27 protein-coding genes are annotated in these 23,522 nt (G+C 70.4%); 9 read left to right on the top strand and 18 right to left on the bottom strand.

Annotated elements, in window-relative coordinates:
* Positions 1-14 precede the first annotated feature (14 nt).
* The gene (locus tag PQS31_RS09525) at positions 15-989 is read left to right on the top strand and encodes a LysR substrate-binding domain-containing protein (RefSeq protein WP_272762478.1); all 975 of its coding nucleotides are present in this window, start codon (positions 15-17) and stop codon (positions 987-989) included.
* On the opposite strand, the gene PQS31_RS09520 is transcribed toward PQS31_RS09525, so the two are convergent.
* Genes PQS31_RS09520 through PQS31_RS09500 form a run of 5 tightly spaced genes read right to left on the bottom strand, consistent with a single transcriptional unit; the run spans position 986 to position 4,901 of the window.
* Positions 986-1,825 (bottom strand): DUF72 domain-containing protein, encoded by an 840-nt coding sequence (locus PQS31_RS09520; protein ID WP_272762477.1) that lies wholly within the window; start codon positions 1,823-1,825, stop codon positions 986-988. The two genes, PQS31_RS09525 and PQS31_RS09520, sit on opposite strands and share 4 nt — an antisense overlap.
* A gap of 26 nt (positions 1,826-1,851) precedes the next feature.
* Positions 1,852-2,205 carry a VOC family protein gene (locus tag PQS31_RS09515; RefSeq protein ID WP_272762476.1) on the bottom strand — a complete coding sequence of 118 codons (354 nt, stop codon included), beginning with the start codon at positions 2,203-2,205 and terminating at the stop codon, positions 1,852-1,854.
* Between the two features lie 18 nt (positions 2,206-2,223).
* Positions 2,224-3,243: a phosphotransferase gene (locus tag PQS31_RS09510; RefSeq protein WP_272762475.1), complete on the bottom strand. Its 1,020-nt coding sequence runs from the start codon at positions 3,241-3,243 to the stop codon at positions 2,224-2,226.
* Positions 3,244-3,294: 51 nt separating this feature from the next.
* Positions 3,295-3,720: a VanZ family protein gene (locus PQS31_RS09505; RefSeq protein WP_272762474.1), complete on the bottom strand. Its 426-nt coding sequence runs from the start codon at positions 3,718-3,720 to the stop codon at positions 3,295-3,297.
* On the bottom strand, positions 3,717-4,901 hold the full coding sequence (locus tag PQS31_RS09500; protein ID WP_272762473.1) for an SAM-dependent methyltransferase: 1,185 nt from the start codon (positions 4,899-4,901) through the stop codon (positions 3,717-3,719). The genes PQS31_RS09505 and PQS31_RS09500 overlap by 4 nt, the downstream gene beginning before the upstream one ends.
* 472 nt (positions 4,902-5,373) lie before the next feature.
* Between PQS31_RS09500 and PQS31_RS09495 the strand changes: the two genes are divergently transcribed.
* Positions 5,374-6,105, top strand: a complete 732-nt coding sequence (locus PQS31_RS09495; RefSeq protein WP_272762472.1) for a pteridine reductase — start codon at positions 5,374-5,376, stop codon at positions 6,103-6,105.
* Between the two features lie 30 nt (positions 6,106-6,135).
* Here PQS31_RS09495 and PQS31_RS09490 read toward each other — a convergent pair whose 3' ends face one another.
* The 5 genes from PQS31_RS09490 to tsaD all read right to left on the bottom strand — a co-directional run bounded on the left by PQS31_RS09490 (position 6,136) and on the right by tsaD (position 10,834).
* Positions 6,136-6,969, bottom strand: coding sequence for a DUF6159 family protein (locus PQS31_RS09490; protein WP_272762471.1), 834 nt, complete (start codon positions 6,967-6,969; stop codon positions 6,136-6,138).
* A 420-nt stretch (positions 6,970-7,389) separates the two neighbouring features.
* Positions 7,390-7,893 carry a 2-amino-4-hydroxy-6-hydroxymethyldihydropteridine diphosphokinase gene (folK, locus tag PQS31_RS09485; protein WP_272762470.1) on the bottom strand — a complete coding sequence of 168 codons (504 nt, stop codon included), beginning with the start codon at positions 7,891-7,893 and terminating at the stop codon, positions 7,390-7,392.
* Between the two features lie 67 nt (positions 7,894-7,960).
* Positions 7,961-9,283, bottom strand: a complete 1,323-nt coding sequence (locus PQS31_RS09480) for a mechanosensitive ion channel domain-containing protein (protein WP_272762469.1) — start codon at positions 9,281-9,283, stop codon at positions 7,961-7,963.
* A gap of 43 nt (positions 9,284-9,326) precedes the next feature.
* A complete protein-coding gene (folB, locus tag PQS31_RS09475) occupies positions 9,327-9,683 on the bottom strand; it encodes a dihydroneopterin aldolase (RefSeq protein WP_272762468.1) in 357 nt (118 codons plus the stop codon).
* Positions 9,684-9,757: 74 nt separating this feature from the next.
* A complete protein-coding gene (gene tsaD, locus PQS31_RS09470) occupies positions 9,758-10,834 on the bottom strand; it encodes a tRNA (adenosine(37)-N6)-threonylcarbamoyltransferase complex transferase subunit TsaD (protein WP_272762467.1) in 1,077 nt (358 codons plus the stop codon).
* Between the two features lie 184 nt (positions 10,835-11,018).
* Here tsaD and rpsU point away from each other — a divergent pair, with 184 nt between their 5' ends.
* From rpsU to PQS31_RS09440, 6 genes are all read left to right on the top strand, one after another.
* Positions 11,019-11,234, top strand: a complete 216-nt coding sequence (rpsU, locus tag PQS31_RS09465) for a 30S ribosomal protein S21 (RefSeq protein ID WP_047138278.1) — start codon at positions 11,019-11,021, stop codon at positions 11,232-11,234.
* A 135-nt stretch (positions 11,235-11,369) separates the two neighbouring features.
* Complete coding sequence (locus tag PQS31_RS09460) at positions 11,370-11,813, top strand: GatB/YqeY domain-containing protein (protein ID WP_272762466.1); 444 nt, start codon at positions 11,370-11,372, stop codon at positions 11,811-11,813.
* A complete protein-coding gene (locus PQS31_RS09455) occupies positions 11,810-12,322 on the top strand; it encodes a GNAT family N-acetyltransferase (RefSeq protein WP_272762465.1) in 513 nt (170 codons plus the stop codon). The genes PQS31_RS09460 and PQS31_RS09455 overlap by 4 nt, the downstream gene beginning before the upstream one ends.
* Positions 12,323-12,415: 93 nt before the next feature.
* On the top strand, positions 12,416-13,432 hold the full coding sequence (locus PQS31_RS09450; protein WP_272762464.1) for a YihY/virulence factor BrkB family protein: 1,017 nt from the start codon (positions 12,416-12,418) through the stop codon (positions 13,430-13,432).
* A gap of 163 nt (positions 13,433-13,595) precedes the next feature.
* Positions 13,596-15,338 carry a DNA primase gene (gene dnaG / locus PQS31_RS09445; RefSeq protein ID WP_272762463.1) on the top strand — a complete coding sequence of 581 codons (1,743 nt, stop codon included), beginning with the start codon at positions 13,596-13,598 and terminating at the stop codon, positions 15,336-15,338.
* A 284-nt stretch (positions 15,339-15,622) separates the two neighbouring features.
* Positions 15,623-16,252 carry a hypothetical protein gene (locus PQS31_RS09440; protein ID WP_272762462.1) on the top strand — a complete coding sequence of 210 codons (630 nt, stop codon included), beginning with the start codon at positions 15,623-15,625 and terminating at the stop codon, positions 16,250-16,252.
* Between the two features lie 69 nt (positions 16,253-16,321).
* Here the strand turns inward: PQS31_RS09440 and cyoE are convergent, their stop codons facing one another.
* From cyoE to PQS31_RS09420, 4 genes are read right to left on the bottom strand one after another with little or no spacing between them, the layout of a single operon-like run.
* Positions 16,322-17,254 carry a heme o synthase gene (cyoE, locus tag PQS31_RS09435; RefSeq protein WP_272762460.1) on the bottom strand — a complete coding sequence of 311 codons (933 nt, stop codon included), beginning with the start codon at positions 17,252-17,254 and terminating at the stop codon, positions 16,322-16,324.
* 1 nt (position 17,255) lies between these two features.
* Positions 17,256-18,455, bottom strand: a complete 1,200-nt coding sequence (locus PQS31_RS09430; protein ID WP_272762459.1) for a COX15/CtaA family protein — start codon at positions 18,453-18,455, stop codon at positions 17,256-17,258.
* Positions 18,455-19,039, bottom strand: a complete 585-nt coding sequence (locus PQS31_RS09425; RefSeq protein ID WP_272762458.1) for a hypothetical protein — start codon at positions 19,037-19,039, stop codon at positions 18,455-18,457. Before PQS31_RS09425 ends, PQS31_RS09430 begins: the two co-directional genes overlap by 1 nt.
* Positions 19,036-19,770 (bottom strand): SURF1 family protein, encoded by a 735-nt coding sequence (locus PQS31_RS09420; RefSeq protein WP_272762457.1) that lies wholly within the window; start codon positions 19,768-19,770, stop codon positions 19,036-19,038. Before PQS31_RS09420 ends, PQS31_RS09425 begins: the two co-directional genes overlap by 4 nt.
* Positions 19,771-19,835: 65 nt before the next feature.
* Here PQS31_RS09420 and PQS31_RS09415 point away from each other — a divergent pair, with 65 nt between their 5' ends.
* A complete protein-coding gene (locus PQS31_RS09415; RefSeq protein ID WP_272762528.1) occupies positions 19,836-20,054 on the top strand; it encodes a twin transmembrane helix small protein in 219 nt (72 codons plus the stop codon).
* Between the two features lie 128 nt (positions 20,055-20,182).
* Here the strand turns inward: PQS31_RS09415 and PQS31_RS09410 are convergent, their stop codons facing one another.
* The 4 genes from PQS31_RS09410 to ctaD are packed head-to-tail and all read right to left on the bottom strand — an operon-like array spanning position 20,183 to position 23,514.
* The gene (locus PQS31_RS09410; RefSeq protein WP_272762456.1) at positions 20,183-21,067 is read right to left on the bottom strand and encodes a cytochrome c oxidase subunit 3; all 885 of its coding nucleotides are present in this window, start codon (positions 21,065-21,067) and stop codon (positions 20,183-20,185) included.
* A gap of 46 nt (positions 21,068-21,113) precedes the next feature.
* Positions 21,114-21,740, bottom strand: coding sequence for a cytochrome c oxidase assembly protein (locus tag PQS31_RS09405; RefSeq protein WP_272762455.1), 627 nt, complete (start codon positions 21,738-21,740; stop codon positions 21,114-21,116).
* A complete protein-coding gene (locus PQS31_RS09400) occupies positions 21,737-21,868 on the bottom strand; it encodes a hypothetical protein (protein WP_272762453.1) in 132 nt (43 codons plus the stop codon). Before PQS31_RS09400 ends, PQS31_RS09405 begins: the two co-directional genes overlap by 4 nt.
* A gap of 26 nt (positions 21,869-21,894) precedes the next feature.
* The gene (gene ctaD, locus PQS31_RS09395) at positions 21,895-23,514 is read right to left on the bottom strand and encodes a cytochrome c oxidase subunit I (protein WP_272762452.1); all 1,620 of its coding nucleotides are present in this window, start codon (positions 23,512-23,514) and stop codon (positions 21,895-21,897) included.
* Positions 23,515-23,522: the final 8 nt, after the last annotated feature.

The following is a 23,522-nucleotide window of genomic DNA, read 5'->3' as shown; positions in this document are numbered from 1 at the left end:
GGCTTGAGGCTGATATGGGGACACGCGCCGAGTGGCTGTCAGCGCTGGCGGCGTTCGAGGCCGCGGCCCGGCATCAGAATTTCGCCCACGCGGGCGAGGAGCTCCACCTCACTGCGAGCGCCGTCAGCCATCACGTGCGCAAGCTGGAAGCGCGGCTCGGTCTGCCTCTGTTCCAGCGTCATGCGCGCGGCGTCTCGCTGACGGCCGCCGGTCGCCAGCTGGCCGATGTCGCGAGCAGTTCGCTCGCCGATCTGGAGGACGTGCTGCGTCGTCTGCGCACCCACCAGGACCACGACGTCGTACGCGTGGCCACGCTGCATTCGTTCGCCTCCGCGTGGTTGATCCCGCGCTTGTCCGCGTTCTCCGACGCGCATCCCGGCATCCGCCTGAGCGTAGAGACGGGCTTCGCTCTGGCCCGCTTCGACGACAACGGCCCCGATCTGGCGATCCGGCTCGGCCCGGGGCACTGGTCCGGCGCGCAGGCCACGCTGCTGATGCACGAACAGCTGTTCGCGGTCGCGTCGCCGGCGTTGCCCGGTGTCCGCGCGGTGACCACGGCGCGCGATGTCGCTGCACTGCCATTGATCGCCGACAACGGGCACCAGGGGTGGCCGGACTGGTTCCGGGCCGCCGGCATCGTCGATCTCGGGCCCGACGCGCGGCTGCGCTTCACCGACGCCATGGGCGCGCTCGAAGCGGCCGCGCACGGCCTCGGCGCCGCGCTTGCGCGGCAGTGCATCGTCACGCCGCTTCTCGCCAGTGGACGCCTGTTCCGGCTGCCTGGCCCCTGCGTCGACGGTCGCTGGTCCTACCACCTGGTCCTGCCGGGGCACCGCCGACTGCGTCCGGCCGCGCGCGCTTTCGCCGAGTGGGTGATCGACACGGCACGTGGCACGCATCGCACACCGTCGCCCGCGCCCGGGCCGGACGTCGCGTCCGCAACCGCGCCGCCCGTTGGCGCCGCCGCCAGCGATCCGGCGACCGCCTAGCGCGCGGCCTTGTCCAGCCGCTGCTGCAATGCCATCGCCGCCGCCGGGTTGCGCGCCTTGGCGGCCGAGATGAAGAACACGAAGGTGTCGCGCGGGGTGCGTGGTGCCGCGTCGCGCGCGTCGACGTAGGGCAGATCGCCCGGCGCTTCACCGCGTGCCCACTGGCGCGCGCGCTCGGCCCAGGCGTCGAGCTGCAGACCGGGATAGCCGTCCCGGTGCTCCTCGCGACTGGCCATCAACCGGGCGTAGACGAAGCCGCCGGTGATGTCGGCAAACGACGGGTAATCGGACGAATCGGTGAACACCGTCGCCACGCCGCGCGCGCGCGCCAGGCGCAGCCAGGCCGTGCTCTGGAACGCCGGATGCCGCACCTCCACCGCGTGCCGCAGCGGCAGGCCGTCGACGGTGTCGGGCAGCAGATCGAGGAACGCTTCGACGTCGTCGGCATCGAAGCGCCGCTGCGGCGCGAACTGCCACAGCAGCGGGCCGAGGCGGTCGCCGAGTTCGGCGATGCCGCCGTGGACGAAGGCCGCGATCTGCTGTCCGGTGTCCGCCAGCGTGCGCGCACCGACGATGTGGCGCGGCGCCTTGAGCGTGAACACGAAGCCCTCCGGCGTCTCGCCGGCCCACTTCGCATAGGTCGCCGGCTTCTGCGCACCGTAGAACGTGCCGTTGATCTCGATCGCGGTCAGGTGGCGGCTGGCGTATTCCAGCTCGCGTTTCTGCACCAGGCCCCTGGGATAGAAGTTGTCGCGCCACGCCGGATACGTCCAGCCGCCGATGCCGGTGCGGATGCCGTCGACGGGTGCGGGTGCGTCTGAGAACAGGTCATCCATTCGAGTCTCCTCGCGTCGCGGCGCGATCAGTCGGCATGCTGCGCGAACCGCAGGCGGTTGTGGTCGGGATCGACGAGCAGCAGTTCGCGCGTGCCCCAGTCGGTGTCCCAGGGCGGCTGCACGATCGGGACGCCGGCCGCGGCGAACGCACGCGCGCAGGCATCGACGTCGGCCACCTTGAAATAGACCGCGCCGCCCGGCGCGCAATCGCCGGCATGGGCGGTCAGGAACAGCGTCTGCCCGTCGCGGGTGAGCTGCGCGAACAGCGGCATGCCTGCCTCGAAACGATGCTCCCAGTCGACGGTGAAGCCGAGCGCCGCGTAGAACGCGAGGCTGCGCCCGGCGTCGGTCATGCGCAGCTGCGGGATCACCGTCTGCATGGCGTCGGCGCCTTCGGCTCAGCGCGCGGCGAGGCGCGGGCGTACATGGCGATCGAGCAGCGCGCCCAGCGGCTCGAGCGCCGGATCCGTGGGCACGACGGCATCCAGATAAGCCAGGAACCGCGGCGCATCGGCGAGGTACTTCGGCTTGCCGTCACGATGATGCAGCCGCGCGAAGATGCCCATGACCTTGAGATGCCGCTGCGCGCCGGTCAGCGCGACATCGCGGACGAACCGCGGGTGCACCGGCACCGGCAGGCCGGCGGCCTGGGCGCGGGCGTGGTAGCGCGCCAGCCAGGCCTCGGCCCGTGCATCGGGCCAGCTGTGGAAGGCGTCGCGCAGCAGGCAGGCGATGTCGTAGGCGATCGGCCCGCGCACCGCATCCTGGAAATCCAGTACCGCGACGCCGCCCTCGACCGGCATCAGGTTGCGCAGCATGTAGTCGCGATGCACCAGCACCCGCGGCTGGGCCAGCATTGCGCCGACCAGATGCGCCTGCACCGATTCCCAGCCGGCGCGCTCGTCATCGGAGAGCGTCACGCCCAGATGCCGGCCGAGGAACCAGTCGTCGAACAGCGCGAGTTCGCGCCGCAGCAGCGCCGCATCGAACACCGGCAGGTCCTCCGGCGGCGCGATCGCCTGCAGCCGCAGCAGCTGTTCGAAAGCCGCCTCCATCAGCGCGTCGGCGTCCAGCGAGGCCAGCGCCTGCAGGCAGGTCGCGCCGCCGAGGTCCTCGAGCAGCAGGAAGCCCGACTCGACCTCGCGCGCGAGCACGTGCGGCACGCGCACGCCATGGCGCTCGAGCAGATCGCGGATGCGCAGCCACGGGCGCACGTCCTCCAGATCCGGCGGGGAATCCATGACGATGCGCGACAGCCCGTTCGCCTCGCCGCGCCAGTAACTGCGGAAGCCGGCGTCCATCGATGCACGGACCAGCGTCAGCGTCGCGTCGCCGCTCGCCTCGCGGGCCCAGGTGAGACGGGCATCGGCGCGCGCGGCATCGTCGGCAGGCGCAGTGGAGGGCAGGACAGCGGACATGCGATGGACCAGGCCGGAGATGGGGAGATTATCGGGCAATCGGGACCGCGCTCAGCGCCCAACCCCGTCGAGCCCGCGCGTGTCGAACTGCAGCAGCACATCGCGGAACGGCGTGAGCCGTGTGGACAGTCCGACGATCACGCCGAGCGTGTTGGCGAACGCGTCGGCGGCGTCCTGCATGCGCGTGGCGGTCAATGCACCCTGCGCGTATTCGAGCCCGATGCCGAGCAGCACCAGCCCGATCCCCGCGCCCAGCAGCGCCGACCAGCGCGCGTAGAGCTGGACCGCCGCCGCCGCGAGCGCGAAATAGGCGAGGAAATGACCGAGCTTGTCGCCATCGGGCACGTCGGGCATCGGCACCGACGGCGCCAGCGACAGCACGACGACGGCGGCGATCGCCGCGATCCACAGCCCGCCCCACAGCGCCGGGCGGCGCAGCGGCTTGAACGCACGGCCCAAGCGCAGGCGCCCGCTCACAGGCGATGACTCAGATCGCCGATCAGGAAGGCGTGCTCGAAATCGACGTCCTTCGCGAAGCCGATCGCCTGGAACGCCTCGCCCATCTCGCCCGGCAGCGTGAGCCGCTTGGCCTGCTGGCGCAGGGCGTAGCGTGCGGCCTCGTCGGCGGCGCGTGCCTCGTGCTCGGCCAGGCGTTGCTCGAGCCGGTTGCCGAGCAGCAGCGAGGTCTGGTTGCAGTAGCCGGCGAAGTCGAAGCCGGCGTGCGTGCCCGCCTCGGCCAGCGCGGTGAAATCGACCGAGGCGGTGAGATCCTGCAGGCCGGGAAACGCGAACACGTCCCCGCTGACCTGATGGCGATGGAACGCGCGCAGCGTGCCGACATCGCGATCGTCCCGGTAGTACTCGCGGCGCGCGTAACCGTAGTCGACGAACAGCATCGCGCCCCGGCGCAGCCCACCGGCGACGGCCTGCACCCAGTACGGCAATTGCGGCAGCAACTCCGAGCGGTACCCGTCCGGCAGCGGCGCACCGCGCTGGCGTTCGACATGGCGCACCGCCGAGGCGAGCAGCGCATCGGCCGGGTGCACGGTGCGGCCGAAGCCGTCGCCGTCGCGGGTGACGTACTCCTCGAACACCTCGCCCTCGCCGATGACGAAGCGCGGCGTGGGCAGCGCATCGACGACCTCGTTGGCGAACAGCACGCCCTGCCAGTCGCCCGGCATCGGGCCGTCCACCCACTCAATGCGCGCGAACAGATCCGGCGGCAGGCGCTGCTGCAGATGCGCGCGCTGGCGTTCGCGCAGATCGGCGCTGGGCTCGAGGATCGCGTAGCGCGCGGGCGTGGCATCGAGCGCCGCCAGATGGCCGAGCGCATCGCCGGCGAAGGCGCCGCTGCCGCCGCCGATCTCGAAGAACTGCGCGTCCGCGCCCAGCTCGCGCAGCACCGGCGCGAACGCCTCGGCGATGCACTCGGCGAACAGCGCGCCGAGCTCGGGCGCGGTGACGAAATCGCCGGCCGCGCCGAATTTCGCCGCGCCCGCGCTGTAGTAGCCCAGGCCCGGCGCATACAGCGCCAGCTCCATGAATTTCCAGAACGGAATCGCCCCGCCGGCCTCGTCGATCTGGGCATGGATCAACGCGCGCAGGCGCGCGCTGTGCGCGAGCGCATCATTGGGCGGAGCGGGAGACGGAGCGGACATGCTGGACTTCCGAAAGCAGGCGCGCATCAGGATACGCGAGGCGGCCTGACGGCCCGCCGTCACGCGGAGCGCTGTCCTTGGCCCGGCGTGCCTGCCCGCGTCGCGTGACACGGCGTCACGCTCGTGATCACCCGCGCCGGCGCGGGCAGCGCGCAGCGTGCGTGGCGCGATAGAGCGCCGTCGACATCCCGCGGATTCGTCCGGATGCAATCGGGCGATCGTCGGCGCGGCCGCGCCGAGGTGGATCGGGCGTCTCGGATCGCGGTCGCCCGCGATCCGGCGTCGCGGCGACACCGACTCGCGCACGACCGCGCGTCCGACCTCGGTGACGCGCCGCGTCGACGTCGGTTCCGTGGTTCCGTCGATACCCGGCGGCGGTCGTGACCATGCCGACAGCGGGCTGGCGACGGCATGCGCCGGGCATGCGCGCGGTGGCGTAAGGTGGCGGCCCGTCGCCCGCATCCGTCCTGTCATGTCCGACGTCCGCTCCGTCGTCCTCGTCACTGGCGCCGCCCGCCGCATCGGCGCGGCGATCGCGAGCCGTCTGCATGCCGACGGCGCCGCGGTCGTCCTGCACTGCCACCGGTCGCGCGCGGCGGCCGAGGCGCTGGCCGCCGAGCTCGATGCGCGTGCGCCGGGGAGGACCTGTGTCGTGCAGGCCGATCTGGTCGACGCGGCCGGATTGCCGGCTCTGGTGGACGCCGCGGTAGCCCGGTTCGGCCGGCTCGACGCCCTGGTCAACAACGCCGCGGCGTTCGCGCCGACCGCATTCGAGGCCACGGATGCCGAGGCCTTCGACGCGCTGATGGCGACCAATGCACGGGCGCCGTTCCTGCTGGCGCAGGCCGCCGCACCGCATCTGCGCGCCGCGCGCGGCGCGATCGTCAACATCGGTGACCTGTATGCGGAACGGCCCCGTGCGGATCTGGTCGCCTACGCCGCGTCGAAAGCCGCGCTGCTCGGGCTGACCCGCGGCCTCGCGCTCGCGCTGGCGCCGGAGGTCCGGGTCAACGCGGTGTCGCCCGGCGCGATCCTGTGGCCCGAGGACGGCGCCGATGCCCTGCAGCAGGCGCGCATCCTCGAGGCGACGCCGCTGGCCCGGCTGGGACGCGCGGACGAAATCGCCGACGCCGTCGCCTGGCTGCTGCGCGGCGGCTTCACCACCGGCGAAGTGCTGCGGCTCGACGGCGGTCGCTCGCTCTGACACCGACGCGGTGCGCCCGCGGTGCTTGCGTCAGCGCTTCGGTACGAACGCGTGCGCGAGCTGCGCACCGGAGAATCCGGCCGGCACTTCGTGTGACACCGCGTAGCGGTACAGCGCCGCCGAATAGATTCCGGTGAGCGCCGCCTGGTAGATCGCCAGTGCCACGAGTCCCAGCGCGCACAGCACGCCGACCGTGATGCCCAGTGCGGTCGAGCCCATGAAGCCGATGTAGGTCAGTGCCACCCCGACCACCGCGGCCAGCGCGGTCAGCAGACCGAAGGCCGCGCCGATGCCCACGCTGCCGAGTGCGTTCTCGCCCCAGGTGCGCTTGAGCAGCGCCACGCTCTGCTTGAGTGCATCGATCGGGCCGACATCGCGACTCACCAGCACCGGCACCACCAGAAAGGCGGCCAGCGTCCAGGCCACACCCAGACCGCTGCCGAGCAGCCGCACCAGGACGTTGTTGTCCTTGTGCTTCATCGCCTGCAGCAGGACGCCGACGGTCGCGGCGATCGCGGCGTAGCCGAGGATCGCCGGCAGCCGGCGCTTCGCCGCAGCCAGCCCATCGGACAGCGTGGGATCGCCGCCGTCGAGCCGGATCATCGCCGCACCGACCAGCGCCGCGTTGAAGAACGCGATCACGGCGTACTGGCAGAAATAGAACACGAAGGCGAGCAGCAGGCCGGCGACGCCGATACCGTGCTCGAACACGCGCAGCGCGAACATCGGCAGGGCGAAGGTCGCCAGCACCAGCAGCGAGGCCAGCCCCGACAGCACCGGGAACAGCATCAGTTCCTTGTCCGAGCGCAGCACGCCTGCGCTCGCCTTCACCAGCCCCCAGCTCCGCGACAGCGTCTCGAACATGATCGGTCTCCCCTCTCGGTCTGCAACGCCTGCACACGGGCGTCCATGCGTATGGTGTCGCCCGGCGCGCGCGGTGCCCAGTGACAGACGTCACTTCCGTCTGTCAGTCCTCGCCATGGCGCTCCGTCGGCGCGCGACATGACCCGGGGTTGGCCTCGATCGCGCGGCGACCTGCGAAGTCGACGCGGCGCAGGTGTGCACCACGGCCGTCGCGTTCCACGGGTCGGCGTCGGAGTCCCTGGCGCGGCGCCCGGCCGAGGCGTGACCGATCGGGGCGCGGTCACCTCACCGGTGCGCCGCGCATCGCGGCGCCGCCGGCTGCCGGGCGTGACCCGGGCATGCCGCCAGGACGTCGACGCCACGAACCGCACCGCCGGCTGCCCCCGCGTCCCGGCACTCGCGATGCCATCGCCGTCGTCGTCAGGCAACCGGGCGCTCGTCGAATCCTTCCACCTGCTCGAACACCGTCTCACGATCCGCATGCGCGGCCCACAGCTGCGCGAGCGGCACGCCCGCGGTCGGGTGCCGCCACTCGGGCGCGATCTCCGCCGCCGGCTTCAGCACGAAGGCGTGCCGCAACTCGTCGCGCGGCAAACGCAGGTGGCCGGCGCCGTCGAGCACGGCGTCGTCGAACAGCACGATGTCGATGTCGAGCGTGCGGTCGCTGTAGCGCGGACCGCTGCGATCACGCCCGTGCGCGTCCTCGAGCGCATGCAGCCAGTCGTTCAGGGCCTGGGGCGTGAGGTCCGTGCGCACCGTCGCCGCGGCGTTGAGGAACGCCGGGCCCGTATAGCCGACCGCCGGGAACCGGTAGACGGCCGACACCACCACGTCGTCGAAACGCGCACGCAGGGCGGCGATCGCCGCGCGCAGATGGAACTCCGGCTCGACGTTGCTGCCGAGGCTGAGCAGGGCGATGGCCATGACGCACTCCGGTGGGGGCGCCATGATCGCCGATCGGCCCGCCTCCTTGCGAGACGCGGCGCGCGGGTCAACCGGCGTCCGGCGCGGGTGTCGGCGGCGCGGCGCGGGGCGCGACGACGTTCGCCACCGGCGCCCCGGCGTCCGCCGCGACCTGCCGCAGGTTGACGTCCACCGGCGCGTCGCTGTGCGCCTGGAACACGCGCAGGTCGAACTCCGGCAGGATCGCCAGCAGATGGTCGAAGATGTCCGACTGGATGCCTTCGTAGACACTCCACGCAGTGCTCGAGGTGAATGCCCAGACCTCCAGCGGCAGGCCGGTTTCGGTGGGCTGCAGCTGCCGCACCAGCATCGTCAGATCCTGGTTGATCTCCGGGTGATTGCGCAGGTAGTGCTCGATGTAGGCGCGGAAGGTGCCGAGGTTGGTCACCCGGCGGTGGTTGACCGGCTCGGCGCCGCGCTCGGCCAGGGCCGCGTTCCAGGCGCGCAGCTCCTCGTCCTTGCGGTCGAGATAGCCGTCGAGCACGGTGAAGCGGCGGAAGCGTGCGATCTCGTGGGGCTCGAGGAAGCGCACGCTGCGCTGGTCGAGCAGCAGCGAGCGCTTGATCCGACGGCCGCCGCCCTCGGACATGTGGCGCCAGTTCTTGAACGCGTCACTGACGAGTTTCTTCGTCGGCACCGTGGTCACGGTGCGATCGAAGTTGCGCACCGTCACCGTGTGCAGCGCGATGTCGATCACGTCGCCGTCGGCGTTCTGGCTGGGCATCTCGATCCAGTCGCCGATGCGCACGCGGCCGTCGTTGCTGATCTGCACGCTGGCCACCAGCGACAGGATGGTGTCCTGGAAGATCAGCAGCAGCACCGCGGTCATCGCGCCGAGGCCGGTGACGATGTGCAGGAACTCCGCACCGATCAGCGTGGCCACGGCCGAGATGCCGACCAGCACGAACATGATGATCTTGGCGACCTGGAAATAGCCCTTGATCGGCTTGTTGCGGGCCTCCGGCCGCCGCTCGTAGTTGCGGTTGATCACATCGAGCGCCTGGGACACGGCCAGCGCGATCGTCACCACCACGAACACTTGGCACAGCGCCTTGACCACGGTGACGAGCTGCGGCGGCAGGTCGGGCACCACGGAAATGCCGGCCGAGATCACCAGCGCCGGCACCACGTTGGCCAGCCGCGGGATCACCCGCAGCCGCACCTGGTGGTCGTGCTGCGCGCCGCCGAGCGGCGTCCGGGCCAGAACCTGTTTCAGGCCACGCAGCAGCACGCGTTTGGTGATGAAGTTGGCCAGCCACGCCAGCAGCAGCAGCCCGACCAGGACGGTCAGGCTGTAGGCCCAGGGATAGGGAGCGAGCGTATCGCGGAGCTGCTCGAGCTGGACTTGCATGGGAACACGATCTCCTGGCGCCGCGCGGCGCCCCGGGCCGTGCTCAGGCCGGACGACTGCGCTCGATGGTCACGCCGACCGCGCGTGCACCACGCACGGCACCCGGCTTGCTGAGCTTCAAGCGTACCGAAGCGACGTTGAATTCCTCGATCACGATCGCCGCGCAGCGTTCGGCCAGCGTCTCGACGAGGCCGAACTCCGAGGCCGAGACATACTCGATCAGGCGCTTGCTCACGGCCTTGTAGTTCAAGGTATCGGCGATGTCGTCACTGGCCGCGGGCACGCGGTTGTCGAAGCGCATCTCGAGATCGAACACCAGCGGCTGGCGGATGCGCCGCTCCCAGTCGTAGATGCCGATCAGCGCCTCGATCTCGAGGCCTTCGATGAAGACGTGGTCCATAAGAGCCGGGATTCGGGATTGGGGAGGTGGGATTGGAAACAGCAGCGGCAACAGCTTACCCGCCACGCCTGCAGTCACACCGCGTTTGCGAATCCCGAATCCCCAGTCCCCAATCCCGTCGCTGCCGCCACCGGCGACAGCGACGCCATATCCCAGCGCGGCGTCGCGCGCACGCTGGCGTCGTCGTGCTGGCCGGCCTGCAGACGCAGCGCGCCGGCGAAGGCGATCATCGCGCCGTTGTCGGTGCACAGCGCGGGACGCGGAAAGCACACGCGGCCACCGCGGCGCTGGGCGTCGGCCTGCAGCTTCGCGCGCAGGCGCGTGTTGGCCCCGACCCCGCCGGCGACCACCAGGGTGTCGCAGCCGGCCGCGTCGAGCGCGCGCGCGCACTTGATCGCCAGCGTGTCGACCACCGCATCCTCGAAACCGCGCGCGATGTCGCGGCGCGTAGTGTCGGCCTGGTCGCTGCCCTGCCAGGCCAGCAGCACCTGGGTCTTGAGACCGCTGAAACTGAAATCCAGCCCCGGCCGGTCGGTCATCGGCCGCGAGAACCTGAAGGCGCCGGGCGTGCCGTGCTCGGCCAGCGCCGCCAGCTGCGGGCCGCCCGGATACGGCAGGCCCATCATCTTGGCGGTCTTGTCGAAGGCCTCGCCGGCGGCATCGTCGAGCGTCTCGCCGAGCAGCCGGTAACGGCCGATCGCGTCGACCGCGACCAGCTGGGTATGCCCGCCGGAGACCAGCAACGCGACGAACGGCGGCGCCGGCGGATCGTCCTCCATCAGCGGCGCGAGCAGATGGCCTTCCATGTGGTGGACGCCGATCGTGGGCACGTCCAGCGCCCAGCCCAGCGCGCGCGCCACGCCCGCGCCCACCAGCAGTGCCCCGACCAGGCCGGGGCCGGCGGTGTAGGCCACGCCGTCGAGATCGCCGGTCGACAGGCCGGCCTCGGCCAGGGTCTGGCGGATCAGCGGCAGCAGCTTGCGCACGTGGTCGCGGCTGGCGAGTTCGGGCACCACGCCGCCGTACTCGGCATGCAGCGCGATCTGGCTGTAGACGGCGTGCGCCAGCAGGCCGTCGGCACCGCCGGTGGCGGTGTCGTAGACGGCCACACCGGTTTCGTCGCAGGAGGTTTCGATGCCGAGGACTTTCATGTCGGAGCGCTGCCGGGGAGCGGGACGGAAGGCCGCGCCGGGCGCGGCGGCCCCGGCGGCTTGCACACGCCGGCGGGACACGGCTATGATACGCGGCTCGCCGGGGCTGAGCCCGGTGGATTCGCATTCGAAATTCGATTCGAACCGGCCATGCAGGCCGGACGATCAGATCCCCGGAGATTCCATGCCAAGCGTCAAAGTCCGCGAAAACGAGCCGTTCGAGTTTGCGCTGCGTCGGTTCAAGCGCACCTGCGAGAAGGCCGGCGTGCTCGCCGAAACCCGCAAGCGCGAGTTCTACGAGAAGCCGACCCAGGAGCGCAAGCGCAAGGCCGCTGCCGCCGTGAAGCGTCAGGCCCGCCGCGTCTCGCGCGACGTCACCAAGCGCCAGCGCCTGTACTGATCGGCGCGAGCCGGGTGTCACGCCCGGTTCGGATCTTGGATGACGCAAAAGCCGGCAGCGCCCTGCGCCGCCGGCTTTTTGTCGTTCCCGGAAATCCCCTGCCCCGCATTTCCCCCAGTTCCGATGGAGTCCGCCGTGTCCCTGAAGCTCCGACTCACCGATGACATGAAGGCCGCGATGAAGAGCGGCGACAAGCAGACGCTGGGCGTCGTGCGCCTGATGCTGTCGGCGATCAAGCAGCGCGAAGTCGACGAGCGCACCGAGCTCGACGATGCCGCCGTGCTCGCCGCGCTCGAGAAGATGGTCAAGCAGCGCCGCGATTCGGTGAGCCAGTACGAGGCCGCGGACCGCGAGGACCTGGCCCAGATCGAACGCGACGAGATCGTGGTCATCGAGCGCTACCTGCCCGAGAAGCTGGGCGAAGCGGACATCCTCGCCGCGATCGCCGCGGCCAAGGCCCAGACCGGCGCCACCGGCCCGGCCGACATCGGCAAGCTGATGGGCGTGCTCAAGCCGCACCTGGCCGGCAAGGCCGACATGGGCGATGTCTCGCGGCTGGTGAAGCAGTCGCTGTCATGAGCGCGGCCGCGCCGCCGCGGATCGACCTGCGCGCGGCGCAGCGCGCCGACGTGCCGCTGATCCTCGGCTTCGTGCGTGAACTGGCCGACTACGAACGCCTGGCCGATGCGGTGGTCGCGGACGCGGCGCTGCTGGAGACCGCACTGTTCGGCCCGCGACCCGATGCCGAGGTGGTCATCGCCGAGGTCGACGGCGAGGCCGCCGGCTTCGCGCTGTTCTTCCACAACTTCTCGACCTTCCTCGGTCGCCGTGGCCTGTACCTCGAGGATCTCTACGTGCGCCCGGCGCATCGGGGCCTCGGCGTCGGCCGCTGCCTGATGGTCCATCTCGCCGCACTTGCGGTCGAACGCGGCTGCGGCCGCTTCGAATGGTCGGTGCTCGACTGGAACGCGCCGGCGATCGGCTTCTACCGCGCGATCGGCGCGATCGGCCAGGACGGCTGGACCGTGCAGCGGCTCGACGGCGAGGCACTGCGCGCCCTGGCCGCGGACGCGCGCATCACGCCGTGACGTCCTCACGCCGCGCAACCGCGGCATCGCTAAGGTGACGCCACCGCCCGACCGGGGCACAGCACCCGACGCACCGGCGCCGACGACGCCCGCATGACCGACACCTCGCCCGATTCCACACCCGCCGACGCCGACGACGCGCCCGTTGCGCGCACCCGCTGGCACCGCGCCCGCCGCCGGATCGACAAGGGCGTCAACCGCGTCCAGGACAGCCTGCCGGCGGCCCTGGTCAAGCGCTTCGTCGACATCGACCTGCTGACCCATGCGGCCTCGCTGTCGTTCTACACGTTGATCTCGCTGGCGCCGCTGCTGGTGCTGGTGCTGTGGATCACCGCGTCGCTGTATCCCGCGGCCCAGGAGGCCCTGCTTCAGCAGATCGGCGAACTCGCGGGCGAGGGCGCACAGGCGGTGGCCAACACGGTGATCCAGAACGCCAACGAACAGCCGGACGTGGGCTCGCTGGCCGGGATCTGGAGCACGCTGCTGCTGTTCGTCGGCGCCACCGTGGTGTTCGCCCGCCTCCAGGCCACGTTGAACCTGATCTTCCAGACCGACGGCGACCGGCTGCCCGGCGGCGTGGTCGACTTCCTGCGCAAGCGCGTGTTCTCGTTCGGCGTCGTGTTCGCGCTGGGCTTCCTGGTGCTGGTGTCGACGCTGCTGACGACGGCGATGGAATTCATGTTTCAGAACGTGCCCTCGCTGCTGCCGCTGCTCGGCAACGCGACGATGCTGGTGGTCTATGCGTTCGCGTTCGCGCTGCTCTACCACTACCTGCCCGACCGGCGCGTGCGCTGGCGCCAGGCCCTGTTCGGCGGTGCGATCACCGCGGCGCTGTTCGTCTTCGGCCGCTGGGTGATCGGCGTCTACATCACCGAGGCCGCGCCGGGCAGCGCCTACGGCTCGTTCGGCACGCTGGTGATTCTGCTGATCTGGATGTACTACGCGGCGACCATCTTCTTCGTCGGCGCGCTGATCACCGCGGTCATCGATGAACGGCTGCGTCGCAGTGCGGTCGAACGCGCGCTGCGCAAGCGCGCCGCGCGCCAGGCCGCGGCCATCGCGGCCAATGCGCGCGCCGAGGCCGCATCGCGCGGGCCCGCGTCGGGCTGAGCCGCGTCCGCGGCCGGCGCGGCGCATGGCATCCTAGCGCCCGCATGCCGCACGCCCTGCCCTGCCCGAACCCGACTGTCCGCACCGGCCGCGTGCCGAGCGCGGCGGTCCGCGCGCGCGCCGGCAACACCAACCCGCAGGCGCCCGCGCGGGGACATCGCTGATGGCGCGCATCCCCGATGCCTTCATCGACGATCTGCTCGCGCGCACCGACATCGTCGAACTGATCAACGCGCGGGTGCCGCTCAAGCGCCAGGGCAAGGAGTATTCGGCCCGCTGCCCGTTCCACGACGAACGCTCGGCCAGCTTCACCGTCTCGCCGACCAAGCAGTTCTATCACTGCTTCGGCTGCGGCGCGCACGGCACCGCGCTGAGCTTTCTGATGAACTACGACCGCCTCGAATTCCTCGACGCGGTCGACGAACTGGCCAAGCGCGCCGGGATGGAGGTGCCGCGTGACACGCGGCAGCGCGAGGCCCGGCCCGACAGCGCGCCGATGTACGACGCGCTCGATGCCGCGACGCGGTTCTTCGTCCGCCAGCTGGCCGGCAGCGACAAGGCCCGCGACTACCTCGAGCGCCGCGGCGTCGGCGATGCGGTGCGCGAGCAGTTCGCGATCGGCTACGCGCCCGACGGGTTCTCCGCGCTCAAGGACGCGCTGGGCAAGGACGACGCGCGCCGGGTGGCGGTGCTGGAAAAAGTGGGCCTGCTGTCGAAGAACGACCGGGGCCACAGCTACGACAAGTTCCGCGACCGGGTGATCTTTCCGATCCACGACCGCCGCGGCCGGCCGATCGCCTTCGGCGGCCGGGTGCTCGACCCGGAGGATTCGCCCAAGTACCTCAACTCGCCCGAGACGCCGCTGTTCCACAAGGGCCGCGAGCTCTACGGCCTGTGGCAGGTGCGCCAGGCCAACCAGACGATCGAACGCCTCGTCGTGGTCGAGGGCTACATGGACGTGGTCGCGCTGTTCCAGTTCGGCGTGCCCCAGGCGGTGGCCACGCTGGGCACGGCGACCACGCCGGATCACGCGGAACTGCTGTTCCGCAATGCGCCCGACGTCTATTTCTGTTTCGACGGCGACGCCGCCGGCCGCCGCGCGGCCACGCGCGCGATGGAATCGGTGCTGCCGCGCATGCGCGACGGCCGCCAGGCGTTCTTCCTGTTCCTGCCCGACGGCGAGGACCCCGACACCATCGTCCGCACCGAAGGCGCGGCCGGCTTCGAGGCGCGTCTGGCTGCGGCCACGCCGCTGTCGACGTTCTTCTTCGACACCCTCGGCGAGGGCATCACGCTGTCCACGCTCGACGGCAAGGCACGCCTGGCCGAACGCGCGAAGCCGATGCTGGCGCAGATTCCCGACGGCGCGTTCGCCGATCTGATGCGCCAGCGGCTGTCCGAACTCACCGGCCTGGGCCAGGCCGCAGCGACGCCGATGCCGGGCCCGGCGCGCATGCCGCGCGGCGGGCGCGCGGTGCCGGCGCCCAAGCGCAGTCTGGTGCGCCACGCGATCGCACTGTTGCTGCAGAAGCCCGGCATGGCGGCCCACCTGCCGCCGCCGTACCCCTTCGTCGCCCTGCGTCAGCCGGGCATCGACCTGCTGACCGAGGTCATCGCTCTGGCCAGCGTCCGGCCCGACATCAGCACCGGCCTGCTGCTCGCGCATTTCGACGACCGCGAGGAAGCCCCGGCGCTGCAGAAACTCGCCAGCCAGAGCCTGCCGGGCGACGAGGCGATCTGGCAGGCCGAGCTGCACGACGTCATCGCCCAGTTGAACCGGCAGGTGGTGCAGCAGCGCATCGATGCCCTGCTCGATCTGCAGCGCGGCGGCACGCTCGACGCCGCCGGCAAGCAGGAGCTGCGCGACCTGCTGGCGCAGCGTGGCGCCGGCATCGCATCCGGCTGAGCGCCGCGGGCCGGACGGCGTGGGTGGACCGGGGTGACCGGCCCGGCGTCACGCTTCGGGAGTCCGGCCCCATTCGTTCCGTGCTGGAACCGGTTCCAGCCGGACACGTCGACAGACGCTTAACACGCGCACTGGCCTGATCGCCCGCAGGGGGATCGACAGGTCGACGACGCAGGGCCATCGGCCCCGGCACGCCTGTCCGTCCACAACCGGATCCGCCGAGGCCGCACAGACGCGCCCGGCGCGGTGCCCTGCCTTTCTTCCTTCGCGACAGGTCCTCTCCCATGACATCGATCCGCTTCCGCCTTCCCGTGCTCGCCGCCGCATTGACGGGCACCCTGCTCTCGGCCTGCGCGAAGATCGACACGCCGCCAACCCTGGTCAAGCCGCTGCACATCGACCTGTCGGCGCCGGTCGCCGAACAGGTGGACCTGGCCTGGCCGACGCGCAGCGGTACCCTGGCCGCCGAGCACGCCGTCGCCCAGCCGCGACAGGTCACGCTGCGCCTGCCCGACGGCCGCCAGTTCACGGTGCCGGCCGCGCGCGTGGCATTCCGCCAGCAGGACGGCCTGCTGACGAGCGTCAACATCGAACCCAGCGGCACCGCCGGGGAGCACGCACTCGCGCTGGATCATGTCCGCACGCTGCTGGACGACAACCGCCTGCTCGATCCGACGCTGGCGATGGCCCTCGACGGCTGGCAGCGGACGGGCGGCGCGGACCGCAGTGCGCGCGTGGTCGTGCACGACGTCGACGTCGAGGTGGCCTTGCGGCCGGACACCAAGCTCGGCTGGCAGCCCACGCTGGATTTCGCCCCGCGCGCTTGCCAGATGCCGGCCGGGCTCGACGGTGATCCCGACGCCTGCCTGCACGTGCCGAGCGCCGATGCGGCGGTAGCCGACATCCAGAGCTGAGCACACTGCGCGGTCGCGAACGGCCTCGTGGCACGACCGGCGCAGCGCGCGCCGGTCGCAGCCGATGGATCAGTCCAGCCGCTGCCACTCCAGACCGCCGGCCACGGCGCCCGCGCCCGGCAACCACGGCAGCAGCCAGTGGTCGACCAGCAGGAACGCGAACAGGGCCATCAGGTAGACGACGGAGTAATTGAACATCCGCATCGCGAAGAACTCGTCCGGCGGATCGAGCAGGCGCCACGCGTACCACAGAAACACCAGCCCCAGCACCACCGCGCCGCCCAGATAGAACAGCCCGCTCATGCCGATCGCGGTCGGCAGCAGCGTGATCAGCACCAGCAGCACGGTGTAGATCAGGATCTGCCAGCGCGTGTACGCCACGCCGTGGGTGACCGGCAGCATCGGCACCAGCGCGCGCGCGTAGTCCTCGCGGCGGAAGATCGCCAGCGCCCAGAAATGCGGCGGCGTCCACACGAAGATGATCAGCACCAGCAGCAGCGCATGCGCCCAGTCCCACTGGCCCTGCATGTTGGTCACCGCGGACCAGCCGAGCAGCGGCGGCGCCGCGCCGGCGATGCCGCCGATGACGATGTTCTGCGGCGTCGCGCGCTTGAGAAAGCCGGTGTAGATGACGGCGTAGCCGATCAGCGACGCGAAGGTGAGCGCGGCGGTCAGCACGTTGACCAGCAGCACCAGGATCGCCATCGACAGCGCGCCCAGCGCCAGTGCGAACACCAGCACCTGCACCGGCCGCAGCGTGCCGGTCGCCAGGGGCCGGTTCGCGGTGCGCGCCATGACCTTGTCGATGCGCTGGTCGATCAGGTGATTGATCGCCGCCGCCGACGCCGCCGCCAGCCAGATGCCGAGCAGGCCGAAGACGCTTTCGCGCCACGGCGGCAGCGCGGGCACCGCGAGGAACATGCCCACCAGCGCGGTGAACACGATCAGGGCGACGACGCGGGGCTTGGTCAGTTCCCAGTACTGGCTGGCGATGTGCGCCATGTCAGTCCGGCCGCTTGAGCCGGGCCAGCAACGACACCAGCACGAACAGCAGCAGGGCCGCGCCGCCGTTGTGCATCACCGCGACCGACAGCGGCAGCGACAGCTTGACGTTGAGAATGCCCAGCGCGACCTGCGCGCAGGTCAGCAGCGCCAGCGCCACCGCCCAGGCACGCAGGCCCGGCGTGCGCAGCAGGCGCGCGGCGAAGGCCAGCAGGCCCACGAACACCACGACGCCCATCACCCGGTGCGCGAGCTGGATCGCGATCCGCGCCGGACCGTCGAGCACGCCGCCTTCGTAATCGACGCCCACGCCGCGCCACAGCACGAAGCCCTCACGGAAATCGGCCGCCGGCCACCACTGGCCCACGCACTTCGGGAAGTCGATGTAATGGTGCACCTCGGTCGTCCAGCCGCCGGCGCCGCAGGCGAGCGCCGCGTAGTTCGCGCTGACCCAGCCGCCGAGCGCGATCTGCACGCCGACCAGCGCGATCGCTGCGATCGCCCAGCGCCGCAGCACGCCCGCCTGGACGAGCACGATCGGCTGCACCGTCGCCCGCCAGGCCATCCACAGCAGCAGCGAGAACGTCAGCATGCCGCCCAGCAGATGGCCCATCACGATGACGGGCTTGAGCAGCAGGGTCACCGTCCACTTGCCGAGCAGCGCCTGGAAGATCACCACCGCCAGCGTCAGCGCCGCGGCGCGCGCGAGGTCCACGTTCGACCAGCGCAGCGCGGCCAGCAGCAGGATCGCCTCGCCGAGCGCGGCGATCGCCAGCGCCGACATCACGTGGCCGGCCATGTACAGCGGGATCGCCAGCGCCACCAGCAGCGAGGCGCCGATCACCTGGGCGATGCCGTACCGGCGGCGGCGCGCCGCGATCAGCGCCAGCACCAGCACGAACACGCCCAGCACGGCGGCGAGGTGGCGGTGCACCTGCTCGCGCCAGGCCTTGTCGGTTTCCAGCACGCGGATCGCGGTGGCCGCATGGTCGGCCACCTCTTCGGCCGCCTGCGGCCATGCCGCGCGACCGTAGCAGGTGGGCCAGTCAGGGCAGCTGAGGCCGGCGTCGGACAGGCGCACGAAGGCGCCGAACACGATCACGCACAGCGTCAGCGCCGCAGCCAGCCAGGCGATGCGGTGGAAGTGGCGGTGGACCGCCGGGCGGAACGCACTGCCGTGCGCGGGAGGGGTCTGGGTCATCATCTGAGCTTGAGCAGCCGGGCCATGTCGGCGCGCAGGTGCCCGGGGTCGAAGCCGGGGGCGTAGCGCAGGATCACGAACCCGTTCGGGTCCACGACGTAGGCGGGGACGCCATTGTCCGCTTCGCCGGGGCCGCCGTCGACGCGCGGCAGGGCCGCACGCAGCGCCGGGTCAGCTTCGAGCACGCGCCAGGCGGAGTTACGGACCGCGCCGTCGGGCACGTCGCCGAGCCAGAGGATGTCGACGTGGTCGGCGTTGCGGCCGAACAGCTGCCACACCAGATCCAGCTCGCGGGCGACGTCGACACAGGCGGCCGCACAACCCGTGGGCGGCGCCACGAGGATGCGCCAGCGCCGTTCGACCGGACGCCAGAGGTAGGCCTCGCCGTCGACGACTCGGGGCGACAGTTCGCGCAGGTCGGCCGGTGGATCGAGCAGTTCGCCCTTGTTCTGCATGCCGGACGGACGCCAGCCGGAAAACCGCAACGCGCCCGCCACCAGGGCGCTGCCCAGGAACAGCACGACGATCAGGACCAGCAGGGCGCGGTTGCGGTCGCGCCGGGCATGGGGACGTTCGGCGCTCATCGACGGGCGCTCCGGAAGCTGAGGACGAGGGCGACGACCAGCGCGGCCAGTGCGAGGCCGAACCACTGCACGGCGTAGCCGAGATGTTTTTCGGGCGGCAGGGTATTGGGCAGGATGTCGAGATCGCGCGTCTGCCCGAGCGGGAGCTCGGGATCGAGACGCAGCACGCGCGGCGCCAGGGGACCGACGCCGGCCGCGTCTCCGATCGCCTGCATGTCGACGCGGGTCATCAGGAACACGTCACCCGCGCTGACCGCAGGGCCCAGGGCGAGTCCGCTCGACGGCGGCGGCATCAGCAGGCCCCGCACCGTCATGGACGCGCCGGCGAGGCCGTCGCCCGCGACGATCGCCGGCGACGGCAGGCGACCTGCGCGCTCGACAATCGGTGTCCAGCCCAGATCCACCAGCAGCGGCAGACCGTCATCGGGCACGAACAGCCGGAAGACTCTCAGCCCGGCCTGCCCCTCGCGGATCTGGTTGTCGAGCACCCATGGCCGTCCCTCGACGAACCGCCCGTGCCCGGCCGCCCAGTCGTAGGCGCGGGCCCGGTCGGCATCGGCGGCGCGCGCGAGCGGCACGGCGCTGCGCGCCTCGAGCACCGCGGCGACCGCATCGAGCATGGCGCGCTTGTCGTGCATGCGCGTGAGCTGCCAGCGGCCGAGCGAGGCGCAGACCAGGATCACGACGAGGGCGAGTGTCCAGCCGACGATGCGCGAGGTGCGGGGACTCACACATCCCCCCCGGCGCACTGCGATACTCCGCTCACGTCCCGCGCGCCACGGAGTCCGCCATGGTGATGAACGATTCGCTCAAGACGCTGTTGATCATCGGCTTCGTGCTCCTGATTCTCTGGAACCTCGGGGCCGGCCTCTACTACATGCTGACCGACAAGGGGCAGAGCGACCGGACGGTCAAGGCGCTGACACGCCGCATCGGCCTGTCGGTCGTCCTGATCGCCCTGGTGCTGCTGGCGGTCGCGATGGGATGGATCCGGCCGCATGGAGTCTACGGCTGACGCTGCCGTCCGGATCCGGTGTGGCTGTGATTGGTGATGGGTGATTCGTGATTGGGAACGGCGGATCGCGCGAGCGTTGGCTCTTGCGAATCACCAATCACAAATCACCCATCACTTCATCCACGTCGTCAGACGACGTAGACGAATAGAAAGAGGATCAGCCAGACCACGTCGACGAAGTGCCAGTACCAGGCCACCGCCTCGAACGCGAAGTGGTTTTCCTTCGTGAAGTGACCCTTGTAGCAGCGCAGCCAGATGACGATCAGCATGATCGTGCCCAGCGTCACGTGCGCGCCGTGGAAGCCGGTCAGCATGAAGAACGTCGAGCCGTAAATGCCCGAGCCCAGCGTGAGGTTGAGATCGCGATAGGCGTGGACGTACTCCTCGATCTGGAAGAACAGGAACACGCAGCCGAGCAGGATCGTCGCGCCGAGGAACACCAGCAGCTGGGTCCGCCGCGCGCCGCGCAGGGCATGGTGGGCGATCGTGATCGTCACGCCCGAGGCCAGCAGGATCAGCGTATTGAGCAGCGGCAGGCCCCAGGCCGGGATGGTCTGGAACACACCACCGACCTCGCCCGGTCCGGACGTCGGCCAGGCGGCGCTGTAGCCGTCCCACAGCACCGCATTGGTCATCGCGCCGCTGCCCTCGCCGCCCAGCCACGGCAGCGCCAGCGTGCGTGCGTAGAACAGCGCACCGAAGAACGCGGCGAAGAACATGATCTCCGAGAAGATGAACCACACCATCCCCATCCGGAACGACAGGTCGACCTGCCTGTTGTAGTAGCCCGACACCGATTCGAGGATCACGTCGGCGAACCACTTGAACAGGATCAGCGCCAGCACCGCCGCGCCGACGAAGAACATCGGCCGTCCCCAGCTCACCTCGTTGAACCAGGTGGCCAGCCCGAGCATCGTGAGGAACAGCGCGACCGACGCGAACAAGGGCCACTTGCTGTCGTGCGGCACGAAGTAGACGTCGGGGTCGTGCGGAGCGGGCTTGACGTGGGCCATGGCGATGTCCGTGTCTCGGGCGCGGTTCAAAGGGAGGATGGGCGGATCACGGCGCCGCGGCCGGACCGGCGCGCCCCGGGGCGGCCGTGCCCTGCGCGGCCAGGCGCGAGGTCAGCACATCGTTCTTGAAGAAGGTATACGACAGCGTGACCGTGTTGACGTCGGGCGGCAACGACGGATCGATGATGAAGCGCACCGGCATGTCGCGGGTTTCACCGGCCTCGAGCGTCTGCGCGGTGAAGCAGAAGCATTCGGTCTTCTGGAAGAAGCCCGACGCGCGCGCCGGCGCCACCGACGGCGTCGCGCTGCCGACCACCGGTGCGCTGCTGTCGTTGTGCGCGTAATACGTGGTCTCGTACTGCTGTCCTACCTGCACGCGCATGCGCGTCTCGTTGGGGCGGAACGACCACGGCAGCCGCGAGTTCACCGTGGCGTCGAACTCCACCGTCACCCAGCGCTCGGCCGGTGTGGCACTGGTGGCCGGCGCGCTCGCGGCGCTGTTCTCGAGACGGATGCCGAACACCTTCTCGCAGGCGATGCGGTACAGCGGCACCAGCGAGAACGTGAAGGCGAACGCGACGATCGAGATGCCGACCAGCGTGCCGATGCCGAAGGTCTTCGACGCCGGCCGGCTGTCGACCTGCTGCTCGGGCACGTGCGGCGCCCCGCTCACGACAGCAGCACCCCGCGCAGGACGAAGCCGGCGTAGATCGCGGCCGCGATCACCGCCACCACGATCGCCGTGCGACGTGCGCGCCGGCGGCGTGCGACGAGGTCGTCATTGGCGTCGGGCGTGGGCATCGTGGCCTGCATCGTCTCCGCGGGGTTCAGTGGCTGATGTCGTCGTGGGCGAGATCGCCGGGCTTGAGGATCGGCGGCTTGGCGAAGGTGTGGTGCGGGGCCGGCGACGGCACCGTCCACTCCAGGCCCTTGGCCCCTTCCCACGAGCGCGCCGCGGCGGGCGCGCCGCGCAGCTTCGAGTGCAGCAGGATCGCGAACATCATGAACGGCGTGACGAACATGCCGAACGCGCCGACCGAGCTGATCAGGTTCCAGTCCGCGAACACCACGTTGTAGTCCGGGATGCGCCGCGGCATGCCGGCCAGGCCGAGGAAGTGCTGCGGGAAGAACAGCAGGTTGACGAACACGATCGTCCACCAGAACTGCACCTTGGCCCAGAACTCGCTGTACATGCGTCCGGTCCACTTCGGCCACCAGTAATAGACGGCCGCGATGATCGAGAACAGCGCGCCGGTCACCAGCACGTAATGGAAGTGCGCGACCACGAAGTAGGTGTCGTGGTACTGGAAGTCGGCCGGCACGATCGCGAGCATCAGGCCCGAGAAGCCGCCGATGGTGAACAGGATCACGAACGCCACCGCCCACAGCATCGGCGCCTCGAACGTCAGCGCGCCGCGCCACATCGTCGACACCCAGTTGAAGATCTTCACGCCCGTGGGAATGGAGATCAGCATGGTCGCGAACATGAAGTAGATCTCGCCGCCCAGCGGCATGCCCACGGTGAACATGTGGTGGGCCCAGACGATGAAGCTCAGGAACGCGATCGCCGCCGTGGCGTAGACCATCGCCTGGTAACCGAACAGCGGCTTGCGGCTGAAGGTGGGGATGATCTCCGAGACGATGCCGAACGCCGGCAGGATCATGATGTAGACCTCGGGATGCCCGAAGAACCAGAAGATGTGCTGGTACATCACCGGGTCGCCGCCACCGGCGGCGTTGAAGAACGAGGTCATGAAGAACTTGTCGGTCAGCAGCATCGTGACCGCGCCGGCCAGCACCGGCATCACCGCGATCAGCAGGAACGCGGTGATCAGCCAGGTCCAGCAGAAGATCGGCATCTTCAGCAGGTCCACGCCCGGCGCACGCATGTTGAGGATCGTCGCGATGACGTTGATGGCGCCCATGATCGAGCTGATGCCCATCATGTGGATGGCGAAGATCGTCAGCGACACGTTGCTGCCGCCCTGCAGCGACAGCGGCGGGTACAGGGTCCAGCCCCCGGCCGGGCCGCCGCCGGGCAGGAACAGCGTGGCCAGCAGCAGGGTGAAGGCGAACGGCAGGATCCAGAACGACCAGTTGTTCATGCGCGGCAGCGCCATGTCCGGCGCGCCGATCTGCAGCGGGATCATCCAGTTGGCCAGGCCGACGAAGGCCGGCATCACGCCGCCGAAGATCATCACCAGCGCGTGCATGGTGGTCATCTGGTTGAAGAACGCCGGGCTGACGTGCTGCAGGCCGGGGGCGGCGAGCTCGGTGCGGATGACCACGCTCATCGCCGCGCCGATGATGAACATCACGAACGAGAACAGCAGGTACAGCGTGCCGATGTCCTTGTGGTTCGTGGAGAAGAACCAGCGCTGCACGAAGCCCTGGGCGTGGCCGTGATCGTCGTGGTGCGCGTCGGCTGTGGCGGTAGTCGTCGACATGGGCGGTG

Origin of the sequence: Luteimonas sp. BLCC-B24 (assembly GCF_028550595.1) — a bacterium.
Classification (GTDB): domain Bacteria; phylum Pseudomonadota; class Gammaproteobacteria; order Xanthomonadales; family Xanthomonadaceae; genus Luteimonas.
This window is presented reverse-complemented; position numbering and strand designations above follow the sequence as displayed.